Consider the following 15,306-nt stretch of genomic DNA (forward strand, 5'->3'; position numbering starts at 1 on the left):
CGCCTTCCTGTCAGCACGCCGTCAAGCCTCGCCGATGCTCCAGATCACCGTCCAGGGTGCGAGATCGCCGCCATCGTTGCCGCCGAGACGGAAGATCGTCTCGCCGTCGTCCTGCTGCGAGACGGGCGGCGCCGCCTCGGCGCCGAGGTTGGCGTGCAGCTGAAGACGCCGGTTTTGTGCCAGGGTCCAATCCACCGCGAGCGCGCTTCCCGCCGAGCGATAGACCGCGTTCCCGGCGCCAGCGCCTTTCAGCAAAGGCACGATCCTGCGGTGCCGGAGGTCGAGAAGCGCCCTGTAAAAACCAAGGACCTCGGAAGAGGCGAGTTTCGACCAGTCCAGCTTGGCGGCGGCGAAGGTTGATGGCGCCGTCGGGTCGAGAAGGTCGTCGGCGTCGAAGCCTGGCAGACGCGAAAGCTCCTCGCGACGGCCTTTCCTGACCTTCTCGTTCAGATCCTCGTCGAAATCGCAGAAGAAGGGGAAAGGCTCTCTGGCGCCCCATTCCTCCCCCATGAACAGCATCGGGATCTCGGGCGCCAGCAGGTAGATGGCGGCGACCGCCTTGACGACATCTGCAGGGCTCGAAGCCAGAACCCGATCCCCCAGCGCCCTGTTGCCGATCTGGTCATGGTTCTGGATGAAGGAGATGAAAGCGGTGGGCGGGAGATAGCCGCTGGGCTTGCCGCGGCTTCCGCCGCGATAGGGCATGTGCTCCCCCTGAAAGACGAAACCTTCCGCCAGCGCCCGGCCGAGCTTGCCGGCATCACCAGCGTAATCGGCATAATAGCCGAAGGTTTCGCCGGTGGCAGTGATATGCAGCACATGGTGTACGTCGTCGTTCCACTGGGCGGTGAACAGCCTCACCTCCCCGTTTTCGTCACGCGTCAACAGGTCGCTGTCGTTCTCCTCGTTTTCGACGATCAGATGAACATGCCGGTTGCCGGCCGCGGCCCTGACGCGGCGGGCAAGCGCGTGAAGCAGATGCTCGGCGCTGTCGTCCTTGATGGCGTGGACGGCATCGAAGCGGAAACCGTCGAGCCTGAACCTGGTGATCCAGTAGATGGCGTTCTCGATGATGAACTCGCGGATCATCTCCGATCCGTCGCCATCGTAATTGATGCCGTTGCCCCAGGGCGTCTTGTGATGGTCGGTAAAGAGCGGCGCATAGGCGGGGATATAGTTCCCGTCGGGCCCGAAGTGATTGTAGACCACGTCCAGGAAAACCGAGATGCCGCGCTGGTGCGCTGCGTCCACCAGCGCCATGAAATCTTCCGGCCGGCCGTAGCTGCTGTCCGGAGCGTAGGGAAGCACGCCATCATAACCCCAGCTGTAACGGCCGGGAAATTCACTAAGCGGCATGATCTGCAGCGCCGTAACGCCCAGCGCTTGCAGATGGTCGAGCCGCTCGATCGCGGCCTTGAAAGTACCCTCCGGCGTGAAGCAGCCGATATGCATCTCGTACATGACCATCTCTTCCCAAGGCCGACCCGTCCAGTCACCCGTCTTCCAGCGATAGGAGGAAAGGTCGACCACTTCGCTCGGCCCGTGCACATCCTGCGGCTGGAACCGCGAGGCGGGATCGGGAATTTCGAGACCGTCCGGCAGGACGAAGCGGTAGCGCGTACCGACACCGGCATCCGCGACCGTATAGTGGTGCCAGCCGTTCCCGACCGCCTGCATCGGCCGCGGATCAGCGCCTTTGAGTTTCAGCGACACGCTTTCATGCAGGGGAGCCCAGAGGCGGAATAGAATGCCCTCTTCAGTGAATGCCGGTCCGAACGTCATTTTGGTCAAGGGAAAGCCTTCGATGAAAATGGGATGAGATTTGGCTAACTTTTGCGGGAGCGAAAAGTTTCGTCCGCACGCGGACGCGCGAAAACGGCCGCTATCACCGGGATAGCCGCGCCGTTCGCCTTGGCATCGTTACGCTTCGACCCTCAGGCCACCGCGACTTTGCCCGAGAGCGCCTGATCCATGGCCGTCTGAAGCTGTTCCTGCGTGAATGGCTTCTTCATCCGCAGCATCCGGCCGAGGCCATGGTCCTCGGAAAACTCGGCATAGCCCGAGGCAAGGATGATGGGCAGGCCTGGAAAGGAGGAGCGAAGGTGACGCGCAAGCTCGGCGCCCGTCATGCCCGGCATGGCATGATCGGTGATGACGAGATCGCAACCCTGCCCGTCGGCAAAGAATTCCAAGGCCTGGGAGGCGGAAGACGCTTCCTGCGGCAGGTGCCCGAGATCCTCCAGCATCGCCACGGTTCCGGTCCTGACAAGGGCATCGTCATCAACTACGAGAATGGCAAGCGGCCGCGACGCCGGTTTCAAGGGCTCCGTCGCCGGAGGTTCAACGGGAGGCTGCACCTTGACGAAAGTTTCGGCAACGGGCAGCCACAGGGAAACGGTCGTGCCCTTGCCCCTGATGCTCGATATCTGGATCGAGCCGCCGGATTGCGCCGCCAGGCCATGCACCATCGACAGGCCGAGGCCGGTGCCCTTGCCGACCCCCTTGGTGGTGAAAAACGGTTCGGCGGCACGCGAGACCGTTGCCTCGTCCATCCCCTCGCCATCGTCCGACACCGATATCCGGATGTAATTTCCGCCCGCGAGCCCGGCCGGGCGGGCGTCTTCGGCTGCCGCCGCGGCAACCGTCACGGCTCCGCCGCTTTCGAGCGCATCCCGGGCATTGACGAACAGGTTGAGCAGCGCCAGTTCCAACTGGTTGCTGTCGACCAGAAGGGGTGCCAGATCCGCCGGGATGCTTTTGCGGATTTCAATGCGCGGCCCCACCGCCTTGGCGAGAAGATCCTCGACATTTTCGAACAGCCTGAAGAAGTCGACCGCCTGCGGCTTGAGCTCCTGGCGACGTGCGAAAGCAAGCAGGCGCTGGGTCAGCGCCGTGCCGCGTTCGGCCGCCTGGATCGCGTTCGTCACCAGGCGTTCACTGCGTTCATCGGCCGGAAGCCGCTTCTTCAGAAGGTTCAGGCTGCCGAGAACCGCCATCAGAAGGTTATTGAAGTCGTGGGCCACGCCACCGGTCAGGTGGCCGATCGTGTCGAGCTTCTGCGCCTCGAACAGCTGTGCGAGCGCCTCTTCGCGCTCCCGTGTCCGTTGATCGATCCGGTGCTCGAGCTCTTCGTTGAGCTCCCGCAACTGCGCTGCCGAGGCCTCGAGTTCGGCGGTACGCTGGTGAACGCGGGCCTCCAGCTCGGCGTTCAGGCGTTCGAGCTCCCTCGTCTTCCTGTAGAGATCGGCAAAGACCCGCACCTTGGCTCTCAGCACCTCGGGGACAATCGGGACGGAGACGTAGTCGACCGCGCCCACAGCATAGCCGCGCAGCCGGTCCGGTTCCGCCAGCATCACGGCGGAAACGAAGATGATCGGCGTGTTCTGATAGCGCGGATGCTGCCGGATCATGCTGACGAGCTCGAATCCATCCTGTTCGGGCATGCAGACATCGACGAGGATCACCGCGATTTCAGTGCGCAACAGGTGCTCGAAGGCTTCGCGAGCGGATTGCGCCTTGATGAGGTTTTCCTGGAGTTCTTCGAGAATGACCTCGTAACTGAGGAGTTTTGCCGGTTGGTCGTCGACGAGGAGGATGTTGACGGGGTTCATGGCCAGATCCTCAGCGATGCAGCCACATGCGAAGAGCCGACAGAAGCTGTTCGGTATTGACCGGCTTCGCCAGATAGTCGGACGCGCCCGCTTCCAGGCATTTCTCGCGGTCACCCTTCATCGCCTTTGCCGTCAACGCCAGGATCGGCAGCCGCCGGAACCGGGGCTCCGAACGGATGACCTGCATCGTCTCGTAGCCGTCCATCCCAGGCATCATGATATCCATCAGCACGATGGCGACGGATGGTTCGTTGTTGATGACCTCGATGGCTTCACTGCCGGTCGTCGCGGTCAGGACTTTCATTCCCCGGCGTTCGAGAACACTGCTCAGCGCGAAAATGTTGCGGGCATCGTCGTCGACGAGCAGGACGGTCTCGCCGACCAGATCTTCGTCCGAGCTGTGCAGGTCCTGCAGCGTCGCCTGTTTTGCTGCCGGTAGGTCGGCGACAACCCGGTGCAGGAACAAGGCGGTCTCATCCAGCAGACGCTCGGGCGATTCGACCCCCTTGACCACGACGCTGCGGGCCATGCTGTGCAGCGTCGCATCTTCCTCAGCGGAAAGCTCGCGGCCGGTGAACACGACCACCGGCACCTCGCCGATCTCGGCGTCGTCGCGTATTTGCTCCAGCACTTCGAAGCCGGACATGTCGGGAAGGGAGAGGTCGAGCACCACGCAGTCGGCTGCATTCTGCCGAAGAGCGGCGAGAGCCTCCGATCCGGAGCCGACGCTGGTGATATCGATGTCGTCGTGTCCGAGAAGGGCGGTGACGCTCAAACGCTCGGCCTCGTTGTCTTCCACGAGCAACAGATGCTTGCGGCGCGGCTGCGCATAGGCCTTCAATCGCGACAGCGCCTTGCCGAGACCTTCCGGCGTCGTCGGCTTGCTCATGAAAGCGAAGGCGCCGCGGGTCAGCCCATGCTGGCGATCCTCGTCGAGACTGATGATCTGGACCGGAATGTGCCGCGTCTGCGGATTCTGTTTGAGCTGGCTCAGCACCGTCCAGCCGAGCATGTCGGGCAGAAAGATGTCGAGCGAGATCGCCGCCGGCCTGTAGTCCTGCGCGAGTGCGAGCGCATCGCTGCCGCGCATCGCCACCAAAACCTTGAATCCATTGTCGCGGGCGAGATCCACCAGCACGCGGGCGTAATGCGCATCGTCCTCGACGACGAGCAGCACCGAGTCGCCGGCCACTATCTGATGGCGATCGTCTTCGACATGTTCGATCGGCTTTTCGGCGCGGCGGTTTGCTGCCGCCTCGGCGAATTCCACGACATTTGCCGACGGAACGGTCTTGGGCGCAGCCGCGCCGGCGCCGACATAGGTGAGCGGCAGGTAGAGGACGAAGGTGCTGCCGACACCGGGGGTGCTGCGCAGCTGGATCTCGCCGCCCAAGAGGTTCGCCAATTCGCGGCTGATCGCCAGGCCGAGGCCGGTGCCGCCATATTTGCGGCTCGTCGAAGCATCCGCCTGCTGGAACGCCTCGAAAATGATGCGCTGTTTTTCAGGCGGTATGCCGATGCCGGTATCGACGACTTCGAAGGCGATGACAGACGGCGCGTGCCTCAACGAGGGATGATCAGACGACCAGCCGCTCGTTGCCGACGCGACGCGAAGTGTCACGCCGCCCTGCGCGGTGAACTTGAAGGCATTCGACAGCAGGTTCTTGAGGATCTGCTGCAGTCGCTTCGAATCCGTAATGAGGCTCTTTGCGACATCGGCGCCGACATCGACCGAGAATGACAGGTCCCGGTTTTCGGCCTCGTGCCGGAATGGCCGCGCCATCATCTCGAGCAGGTTGCTGACAAAAATCTCCTCGGCATCGACCGAGACCGTTCCGGACTCGATCTTCGACAGGTCGAGGATATCGCTGATGAGGTTCAACAGATCGGTTCCCGCACCGTGGATCGTCTTTGCGAACTCGACCTGTTTGCCCGAGAGGTTGCCATCCGGATTTTCTCCCAGCTGCTGGCCGAGGATGAGGATCGAATTCAAAGGCGTGCGCAGCTCATGCGACATGTTGGCGAGGAATTCGGATTTGTACTTCGATGTCAGCGCGAGCTCGGTTGCCTTTTCCTCGAGCGCGCGCCGGGCCTGCTCGATTTCCTGGTTTTTCGCCTCGACTTCGACGTTGCGCTCCTCCAGTTGCTGCGCCTTCTGCCCGAGCTGCTCGTTGGTCTGCTGCAGCTCGCGCTGCTGCGTCTGAAGCTCGGCGGCAAGCTGCTGGGACTGCTTGAGCAGGCCTTCGGTCTGCATGGTTGCTTCGATCGAGTTGAGGACGATGCCGATCGATGTCGTCAGCTGGTCAAGGAAGGAGAGCTGCAAGTCGGTGAATTCGCCGACGGAGGCTAGCTCGATCACTGCTTTCACCTGTCCCTCGAAATGCACAGGCAGCACGATGGCGCTCCTCGGCAAGGTCGTGAACACGCCGGAGCTTATCGGAACGACATTGTCGGGAAGGTCGGTGACCAGGATGCGGCGGGCGTCGCTGGCGCACTGGCCGACAAGTCCCTGGCCGAATTCGAGCCGCGCCGGGTGCGCCGCCTCGCCCCCTTTCGCGTAGACAGAGAGCAGCGACAAGATCGGCTGCCGCTCGTCGGAATCCACCTGGTAGATGACCCCCTGATGGGCGCCGACCAGAGGCGCCAGCTCCGACAGCAGCATCTTGCCGACCAGCGTCAGGTCGCGCTGCCCCTGCAGCATGTTGGTGAAGCGAGCCAGGTTGGTCTTCAGCCAGTCCTGCTCAGTGTTGCGCTCGGTGGTGAGCCTGAGGTTGTCGATCATCGTGTTGATGTTGTCCTTGAGCTCGGCCACTTCGCCGCGCGCGTCGACCTTGATCGAGCGCGTCAGGTCGCCCTTGGTGACGGCGGTCGCCACCTCGGCAATGGCCCGCACCTGCGTCGTCAGGTTGGCTGCCAGCAGGTTGACGTTGCCGGTCAAGTCCTTCCAGGTTCCCGCAGTACCCGGAACATTCGCTTGACCGCCGAGACGGCCTTCCACGCCCACCTCGCGCGCAACCGTGGTCACCTGATCGGCAAAGGTCGCGAGCGTGTTGGTCATGTTGTTGATGGTCTCGGCAAGGGCGGCCACCTCCCCCTTCGATGCGACGGTGAGATTTTGCTTGAGGTCGCCGTTCGCCACAGCCGTCACCACCTTGACGATGCCGCGGACCTGCTCGGTCAGGTTGGCGGCCATGACGTTGACGGTGTCGGTCAGGTCTTTCCAGGTTCCGGCGACGCCAGGCACCTGCGCCTGGCCGCCGAGCTTGCCCTCGGTGCCGACTTCGCGGGCGACACGCGTCACTTCGCCGGCGAAGGCGTTGAGCTGGTCGACCATCGTGTTGATGGTATTCTTCAGTTCGAGGATTTCCCCCTTCACGTCGACGGTGATCTTGCGCGACAGGTCGCCGCGCGCAACGGCCGTCGTCACCTCGGCAATGTTTCGAACCTGGGTTGTCAGATTGGCGGCGAGCAGGTTGACGTTATCGGTCAAGTCCTTCCAGGTGCCGGCAACACCGGGAACGACGGCCTGGCCGCCGAGCCTGCCATCGGTGCCGACTTCGCGCGCCACGCGCGTCACTTCGCCGGCAAAGGAGCGAAGCTGATCGACCATGGTGTTCAAAGTGTCTTTCAACAGCAGGATTTCGCCGCGCACGTCGACGGTGATCTTGCGCGACAGGTCGCCATTGGCGATCGCGGTCGCCACCTCGGCGATGTTGCGCACCTGCGCCGTCAGGTTACCCGCCATGGAATTGACGCTGTCGGTCAGGTCCTTCCAGGTGCCGGCGACGCCGGAGACCTGCGCCTGGCCGCCGAGCTTGCCTTCGGTGCCGACCTCGCGGGCAACGCGCGTCACTTCGCCGGCGAAGGCGTTGAGCTGATCGACCATTGTGTTGATGGTATTCTTCAGTTCGAGGATTTCGCCTTTCACGTCGACTGTGATCTTGCGCGAGAGGTCGCCGCGCGCCACGGCCGTCGTCACTTCGGCGATGTTTCGGACCTGACCGGTCAGGTTGGAGGCCATGGAATTGACGTTTTCGGTGAGGTCCTTCCAGGTGCCGGCGACGCCCGGCACCTGCGCCTGGCCGCCGAGCTTGCCTTCCGTTCCGACCTCGCGCGCGACGCGCGTGACTTCGGAGGCGAACCGGTTCAGCTGATCGACCATGGTGTTCAGCGTTTCCTTGAGCTCGAGGATTTCGCCCGAGACCGACACCGTGATCTTCTTCGACAGGTCGCCATTGGCAATCGCGGTCGAGACTTCGGCGATGTTGCGCACCTGCGCCGTCAGATTGCCCGCCATGGAATTGACGCTGTCGGTCAAATCCTTCCAGGTGCCGGCGACGCCGAGCACGTTCGCCTGGCCGCCGAGCCGCCCTTCCGTGCCGACCTCGCGCGCCACACGCGTCACCTCGCCGGCAAAGCCGTTCAACTGATCGACCATCGTGTTGATGGTCTCCTTCAGTTCGAGGATTTCGCCCGACACGGTGACGGTGATCTTCTTGGAAAGGTCTCCCTGGGCAACCGCGGTCGCGACTTCGGCGATGTTGCGCACCTGCCCGGTCAGGTTGGAGGCCATGGAGTTGACGCTGTCGGTGAGGTCCTTCCAGGTGCCGGCAACGCCGCGCACATTGGCCTGGCCGCCGAGCTGGCCTTCTGTGCCGACTTCGCGGGCCACACGGGTCACTTCCGAAGCGAAGGCGTTCAGCTGATCGACCATCGTATTGATGGTTTCCTTCAGTTCCAGGATTTCGCCCTTCACGTCGACGGTGATCTTCTTCGACAGATCGCCATTGGCGATCGCGGTCGACACTTCGGCGATATTGCGCACCTGCGCCGTCAGGTTACCGCCCATCGAGTTGACGTTCTCGGTCAGATCCTTCCAGGTGCCGGCGACGCCGCGCACATTGGCCTGGCCGCCAAGCCGTCCCTCCGTGCCGACTTCGCGAGCGACGCGGGTGACTTCCGAAGCGAAGGCATTCAGCTGATCCACCATCGTGTTGATCGTTTCCTTCAGCTCGAGGATTTCCCCCGACACCGTCACGGTGATCTTCTTCGACAGGTCGCCATTGGCGATCGCGGTCGAGACCTCGGCGATATTGCGCACCTGCGCGGTGAGGTTCGATGCCATGGAATTGACGTTGTCGGTGAGGTCCTTCCAGGTGCCTGCCACGCCAGGCACCTGCGCCTGGCCGCCGAGGCGGCCTTCTGTGCCGACTTCACGCGCCACGCGCGTCACCTCGCCGGCAAAGCCGTTGAGCTGGTCGACCATCGTGTTGATGGTTTCCTTGAGCTCCAGGATTTCGCCCGAGACGTCGACGGTGATCTTGCGCGACAGGTCGCCGCGCGCCACGGCCGTTGTCACCTGGGCGATGTTGCGCACCTGCGCCGTCAGGTTGCCGCACATGGCGTTGACGCTGTCGGTCAGATCCTTCCAGGTGCCGGCGACGCCTGGCACCAACGCCTGTCCGCCGAGCTTGCCTTCGGTGCCGACCTCGCGGGCGACGCGCGTCACTTCCGAGGCGAAGGACCTGAGCTGGTCGACCATGGTGTTGATCGCCTCCTTCAGCTGCAGGATCTCGCCGCGCACGTCGACGGTGATCTTCTTGGAAAGATCGCCGTTGGCAACGGCGATCGTCACTTCCGCGATGTTACGCACCTGCGCCGTCAGGTTCGACGCCATCGAGTTCACGCTTTCGGTGAGATCCTTCCAGACGCCCGTCACCTCCGGCACCTGTGCCTGGCCGCCGAGCTTTCCGTCCGTGCCGACCTCGCGCGCGACGCGCGTCACTTCCGAAGTGAAGACGCTCAGCTGCTTGATCATTGTGTTGACGATATCGGCCGAGCGCAGGAACTCGCCTTTGAGCGGCCGCCCGTCGACGTCAAGCGGCACGGTCTGCAAGAGATCCCCCTTGGCGACCGCCGTGATCGTGCGCGTGACGGCGGTCGTCGGCCACAAGAGATCGTCGATCAGACCGTTGATCGATCCTTCCATTTCGGACCAGGAGCCGTCCGACAGGCCGAAGCGTACGCGCGTGCTCGTTCGCCCGTCCCGGCCGACCACCTGCCCGACATGCTCGAGCTGCTGGGCCATGCGCTGATTGGCGGCGATGATGTCGTTGAGGGCATCGGCGACCTTGCCGGTGAGACCCGTCAGGTCGGACCGCATCCGTACGGAAAAGTCGCCGCGCCGGACCGCGACAAGGACTTCCAGAAGCGCGCTGGCGTCGTCGAACGCCATCGTTTTGTGGTCATGCCCATTGAGGCTGTCTGCCGCAACGCTGTCGCGCGCGAATTCGCTGGTTTGGTTGCTCACGAAAATCCCCCTGTTCGACGACTGGTAATTTAGTGCTCAACTCAGAAAATGGTATGGGCCGTCCCGCCCACATTCTAACATGATTCACCGCCCAAAATGAGCCCGACAGTTGCAGATATCTGAAGTGCTCGCCGGAAACCGTCTCGGTGGAATTTGCGGTTTTTCGTGCGCGGGGAACACTTTGCTGCCGGCTGTCGTTTCCGTCCTGACAATGGAGAGCGACATGTCGAACGTCTCAAGGACAGGCAAGGAAGAGATCAACAACGCGACCAGCCCGACCACCTTCGGAAAGTCGGTCGAGAGCCAGGCGCAAATTGCGGATGCGGCTGCGCAAGCGTCGCCCGACGTCGGCGGCGAGATGCTCAACATCTACCGGTTGGAGCCGATCGCGGCGCCTGACGATCCGAGATGGGAAAACTCCCCCGGACATGGCATTATCGTCGTGGCCGCCAGAACGCCGGGCGACGCCAGGATCGTTGCCGCGGCTCGGGAGCTCGATTTCATGGAAGTGGATGCAGCTCCCGCCGAGGATGTCACCACGGTCAATGCCAGCGCCTTCCGCGACGACAAGCTCTACACCGTCATCGAGATCGATCGGGATAGACGTGACGTCAAACGCGGGGTCGTCGAAGGTGTGATCTCGGTCGACACGATCCGCCCGGTTCAAGAAGACTGACTCCACTATGACAGCGGCCGGAGAGACCGCTTTACTTCCTTAGAGGGCACAATGAATACAGCGAACCTGCAGCTCGAAGGCCTCATCATGGCGATCGCATCGATAACAGATGCAATCGTCGAAAAAGGACTCCTCACTCATGAGGAGCTGGACGTTGCGCTGTCGAAGGCCAGGAAAAGCGTCGAAGAAAATAACGGGCACGATCTGTCCGACGCCAACCGCGCGGCAACCCTGTTTCCCCTTCGCGTGCTTCTGCTTGCCAATCAGGCAAGCCAGAAAGGCGAACGACTTACGTTTTCGGACTACGCCAAGCTCGTGGGAAAGCTGACCTGAACATGTTCGAAGGCTTTACGCTGAACAACTGTCGACGGCGGTCCCGGGCGGGTTCGCGTCCGAGCTGTCCGGCTCCGCATGTTTGGTTGACTTCATATCATCATTAGCCATATAAATACCTTGTCAACCAAGGAGCGCTCCATGGCCCGCCACGCATCCGGTCCCGCCACCGCGCAGGAAGAGCCGAATTCCATCAGGACCGCGTTTCTGCGACGCGCGACCTCGGCGCTCGAGCGCATTTCGGCGAATGTGCCGGCAAAGGACCTGGCCGATGCGCTTTCAGCCCCGACCGACGCCGGATCGTTGGCACAGCTTCTCAGCCGCTCGGATATGGTGGGCGCGGCGATAAACGATCTCGACCCGCTGGTTCCGGCGCTGGCTCGCAACGTTGAACATCGGCAAAATCTTGTCGAGCGGGCAGGCGGAACGATGTCGGCCGAGGACGCCGGACGGATCCTCAGCATCAGCAGGCAGGCCATCGACAAGAGACGGCGGGCCGGCACGTTGCTTGCGGTGCGCGAGGGCAGCGACTGGCGCTATCCGCTCGGCCAGTTGGATCAAGGTGAGGTGATCGCCGGGATATCCGACGTCGTGCGTGGTTTTGCCGCCGCCGGTCCCTGGATCGCATTGGATTTTTTGCTTGCTTCCGATACGGTTCTCGGTGGTCGGACTGCTCTGCAGGCGCTGCGCGACGGCGATCGTGAAGCAGTCCAGCGTCTGATCCGGATTGAAACCTCTGACGGCTTTGCCTGATGCCGTCAAATGCGGACCGAGGGCCGTCGGGAGCTGCCCTGCCCCCGCCCCCTTGGCTCGCCCATTCGTCATTGCCGATCGACCTCATTCCGCCCGGGCAGGTTCTCCATAGGGTCCATCGGACGCATCTCGATCCCATCTTCTTTGGCCCCGGCCCCGGGATTGCCGCCACCAATCGTTTCGACAGCGCCAGCGGACGTTTCGGAATTCTCTATGTCGGGATGAGCCGCAGGGGAGCGCTTGCGGAAACGATCCTGCGCAATCCCCAGCGGTTGATGGTGTCCGCGACCGAAATCACCACACGCGCCATCAGCGAGCTCAGCTATAGCAGACCACTGAAGATCGTGCGCATGCACGGAACCGGCCTGCAGGTCCTCGGCACCGATAATGCCATCTCCGCCGGCCCCTACGGACCATGCGGCCTTTGGACGGACGCGCTTTGGGACCATGCCGATCGGCCGGATGGCCTCGCTTACCAGTCGCGCCATGATTCGAGCGAGATCTGCCTCGCCCTTTTCGAACGCAGTGACATGGCGTTCGATAGAAAAGGCACGCTTCCGCTCTCCGGTATCCTCAAGGAGATCGCCGCGATCCTCGAAGTCTACGGCAAGTCGCTGTCACCGGTCGGCCCCGTTTAGACGGTAATCGCGGCTGCTGTTCGACGGGCGATGCACGTTGCCCCGTAGCAATGCGCTGTCAATTTTGCGATAAGTTGATTTATTTGGTCTTGTTTTCCGCATGTTTCTGAGGCTATACGGCGGCCGCATATACTCACGCACCGGGAATTTCTTCGTGACCATCCTCAAATCAATTCTGGCCGCCTGCGGCCTCTCCGCCCTGATCGGCCTTGCCGCAAATCCGTCTTTGGCCGGTTCGACGACCTACCCGCTGACGCTCGAAAACTGCGGCGCGCAGGTGACTTTCCAGAAGGCGCCCGAACGGGCGATCGGCCTCGGCCAGAACAGCGCTGAAATCCTGCTGCTGCTCGGCCTTCAGGACAAGATGGCCGGCACGGCCTTCTGGCCGAGCAAAGTTCTGCCGCAGCTCGCACAAGCCAATGCCAAGGTCAAGCTTCTGACCGTCGAGATGCCGACCTTCGAATCGATCCTCGCCGAAAATCCCGACTTCGTGGCGGTGGCTCTGCCGAGCCTGGTCGGGCCGAACAGCAAGGTCGCCAAGCGCGAAGATTTCGACAAAGTGGGCGTCGCGACCTATCTCTCGCCCAGCACCTGCCTCAGCACCAAGGACGTCAAGGACCAGTACGGCAGCCGCGCCGAGCTGTGGAACATGGATCTTCTCTACAGGGAGATCGATGAACTCTCGCAGATCTTCGACGTCGCCGACCGCGGCCAGGCGCTGATCGCCGACTTCAAGGCGCGCGAAGCCAAGCTTCGCTCCAGCGTTTCGAAGGACGGCAAGAACCTTTCTTACGTGTTCTGGTTCTCCAGCCCCAGCCCGTCGGCCGACGCCTATCTTGGTGGCAAGAACAGCGCGTCCGGCTTCATCGCCGACCTGCTCGGCGGCCACAACGCGATATCAGCGGAAGCGGAATGGCCGACTCTCGGCTGGGAAGGCATCATCGCCTCCAATCCCGACGTCATCGTTGTCGCCAGTCTCGACCGCAATCGCTGGGAGCTCGACAAGCCGGAGGCCAAGATCAACTTCCTGAACACCGATCCGGCCGTCAGTCAGATCCCCGCCGTCAAAAACAAGGCGATCGTGATCATGGATGGCCAGGCCATGAACCCGACCGTCCGGACGGTCTACGGCGCTGAGCAGGTGGCCGGCCAGCTGAAGGCTCTCGGTCTGTTGAAGTGACGGACGCGGGCCGTATCTTCCGGCAGTTGGGAGCGCTCACGGCACTTTTCCTGGCCTCCCTCTGCCTCATCGCGGTCGCCATCGGCGTCAGCGTCGGGATCGGCGACCTGCCGATCTCGCTTGCAACCACGTTTTCGGCCGTCACCAACCGGCTCGGATGGACCGCGATCGAGCTGAACCGCATCCACGAGACGGTGATCTGGGATTATCGCCTGAGCCGCGCACTCGTCGCCGCCTTCTGCGGCGCGGGTCTGGCGCTGTCGGGCGCGATCATGCAGTCGCTGCTGCGCAACCCGCTTGCCGAACCCTATGTTCTCGGCATCTCCGCCGGCGCTTCGACCGGCGCCGTCGCAATCGTCATCCTAGGGATCGGCGCCGGCGCAGTCTCGCTCTCCGCCGGCGCTTTTGCCGGCGCCTTCGCGGCCTTCTTTTTCGTGGCGCTGCTGTCGAACGGCACCCGCGGCGGGGCAGACCGCACCATCCTCGCCGGTGTCGCCGCATCGCAGCTCTTCAACGCCTCGACCTCCTATATCGTCACCACCTCGGCCAATGCGCAGCAGGCCCGCGACGTGATGTTCTGGCTGCTCGGCAGTTTCGGCGGCGTGCGCTGGCCGGAATTCGCGCTGGTCTCGATCGTCGTAGGCCTCAGCCTCGCCGCCTGTCTGTTCTACGCCCGCGTGCTCGACGCCTTCGCTTTCGGCGACGAAGCGGCATCTTCGCTCGGCGTCAATGTCGGGCGCGCCCGCATGGTGCTCTTCGCGCTGACGGCGATGATGACGGCGACGATCGTCAGCATGGTGGGGTCGATCGGCTTTGTCGGCCTCGTCGTGCCGCATGTCGCCCGCTTTGTCGTCGGGCCGCTGCATGTCCGCCTGCTGCCGGCCTGCGCCATAACAGGGGCGATCTTCATGGTGCTCGCCGACATCGCCGCGCGCGCCCTCATTCCCAACCAGATCCTGCCGATCGGCGTCGTCACGGCGCTGGTCGGCGTCCCCTTCTTCTCGATCATCCTCTATCGGTTCCAGCGCGCATCATGAGCATCAAGGCCGACAACCTCATCTGGAAAATTGGCAGGAAGACCATTCTCGATGGCGTTTCCATGGAAGCGCAGCCCGGCCGGATGCTTGGTCTGCTCGGGCCGAACGGCTCGGGCAAGACTTCGCTGCTGCGGCTTCTCGCCGGCCTGAAGCGGCCGCATTCCGGCCGCGTCACGCTCGACCGGAGCGACATCGGTACCATCAGCCGCCGCTCGATCGCCCGGCGGATCGCCTTCGTCGAGCAGCATGCCACGACGAATGCCAATCTGAAGGTCGTTGACGTCGTCAAGCTCGGAAGGTTTCCGCACCGGTCGATGTTCTCGGGCTGGACGAGGGCCGACGAAGAGGCAGTCGAAGAGGCGTTGGCGCGCGCCGGCATGGCGGGGAAGCGCGATGATCGCTGGCAGAGCCTGTCGGGCGGCGAAAAGCAGCGCACTCATATTGCAAGGGCGCTCGCCCAGTTGCCCCAGGAACTGATCCTCGACGAGCCGACGAACCATCTCGATATCCAGCACCAGATCGGCCTGATGCGGCTTGTCTCCGGCCTGCCGATCACCAGCATCGTTGCCTTGCACGATCTCAACCATGCCGCCATGTTCTGCGACCAGCTGATCATCATGCAGCAGGGCAGGATCGTTGCCTCCGGCGCACCGCAGGACGTATTGAGCGAAGACCTTCTGCGTGACGTCTTCTCCGTCGAGGCCCGTATCGAAACCTCTCCCTATCATTCGCGCCCGCATATCCATTATCTCAGGTGACGGTGGAACC

10 protein-coding genes are annotated in these 15,306 nt (G+C 62.9%); 7 read left to right on the plus strand and 3 right to left on the minus strand.

Features of this window, described 5'->3' with window-relative positions:
- Positions 1–21: 21 nt before the first annotated feature.
- From treZ to FFM53_RS26695, 3 genes are all read right to left on the minus strand, one after another.
- Positions 22–1,782 carry a malto-oligosyltrehalose trehalohydrolase gene (gene treZ / locus FFM53_RS26685; protein WP_246413301.1) on the minus strand — a complete coding sequence of 587 codons (1,761 nt, stop codon included), beginning with the start codon at positions 1,780–1,782 and terminating at the stop codon, positions 22–24.
- A 152-nt stretch (positions 1,783–1,934) separates the two neighbouring features.
- Positions 1,935–3,611 carry a response regulator gene (locus tag FFM53_RS26690; protein ID WP_138388784.1) on the minus strand — a complete coding sequence of 559 codons (1,677 nt, stop codon included), beginning with the start codon at positions 3,609–3,611 and terminating at the stop codon, positions 1,935–1,937.
- Between the two features lie 10 nt (positions 3,612–3,621).
- The gene (locus FFM53_RS26695) at positions 3,622–9,921 is read right to left on the minus strand and encodes a HAMP domain-containing protein (RefSeq protein ID WP_138388783.1); all 6,300 of its coding nucleotides are present in this window, start codon (positions 9,919–9,921) and stop codon (positions 3,622–3,624) included.
- Positions 9,922–10,132: 211 nt separating this feature from the next.
- Between FFM53_RS26695 and FFM53_RS26700 the strand changes: the two genes are divergently transcribed.
- The 7 genes from FFM53_RS26700 to FFM53_RS26730 all read left to right on the plus strand — a co-directional run bounded on the left by FFM53_RS26700 (position 10,133) and on the right by FFM53_RS26730 (position 15,296).
- Positions 10,133–10,597 (plus strand): hypothetical protein, encoded by a 465-nt coding sequence (locus tag FFM53_RS26700; RefSeq protein ID WP_138388992.1) that lies wholly within the window; start codon positions 10,133–10,135, stop codon positions 10,595–10,597.
- A gap of 51 nt (positions 10,598–10,648) precedes the next feature.
- A complete protein-coding gene (locus FFM53_RS26705; RefSeq protein WP_138388782.1) occupies positions 10,649–10,930 on the plus strand; it encodes a hypothetical protein in 282 nt (93 codons plus the stop codon).
- Between the two features lie 141 nt (positions 10,931–11,071).
- Positions 11,072–11,683, plus strand: coding sequence for a MerR family transcriptional regulator (locus FFM53_RS26710; protein ID WP_138388781.1), 612 nt, complete (start codon positions 11,072–11,074; stop codon positions 11,681–11,683).
- Positions 11,683–12,321, plus strand: a complete 639-nt coding sequence (locus FFM53_RS26715) for an RES family NAD+ phosphorylase (protein ID WP_138388780.1) — start codon at positions 11,683–11,685, stop codon at positions 12,319–12,321. Before FFM53_RS26710 ends, FFM53_RS26715 begins: the two co-directional genes overlap by 1 nt.
- 154 nt (positions 12,322–12,475) lie before the next feature.
- On the plus strand, positions 12,476–13,501 hold the full coding sequence (locus FFM53_RS26720; RefSeq protein ID WP_138388779.1) for an ABC transporter substrate-binding protein: 1,026 nt from the start codon (positions 12,476–12,478) through the stop codon (positions 13,499–13,501).
- Positions 13,498–14,538 carry a FecCD family ABC transporter permease gene (locus FFM53_RS26725; RefSeq protein ID WP_138388778.1) on the plus strand — a complete coding sequence of 347 codons (1,041 nt, stop codon included), beginning with the start codon at positions 13,498–13,500 and terminating at the stop codon, positions 14,536–14,538. The genes FFM53_RS26720 and FFM53_RS26725 overlap by 4 nt, the downstream gene beginning before the upstream one ends.
- Positions 14,535–15,296, plus strand: a complete 762-nt coding sequence (locus FFM53_RS26730) for an ABC transporter ATP-binding protein (RefSeq protein WP_138388777.1) — start codon at positions 14,535–14,537, stop codon at positions 15,294–15,296. The genes FFM53_RS26725 and FFM53_RS26730 overlap by 4 nt, the downstream gene beginning before the upstream one ends.
- Positions 15,297–15,306: the final 10 nt, after the last annotated feature.

The sequence above is a fragment of the Rhizobium indicum genome (assembly GCF_005862305.2).
Taxonomy (GTDB): domain Bacteria; phylum Pseudomonadota; class Alphaproteobacteria; order Rhizobiales; family Rhizobiaceae; genus Rhizobium; species Rhizobium indicum.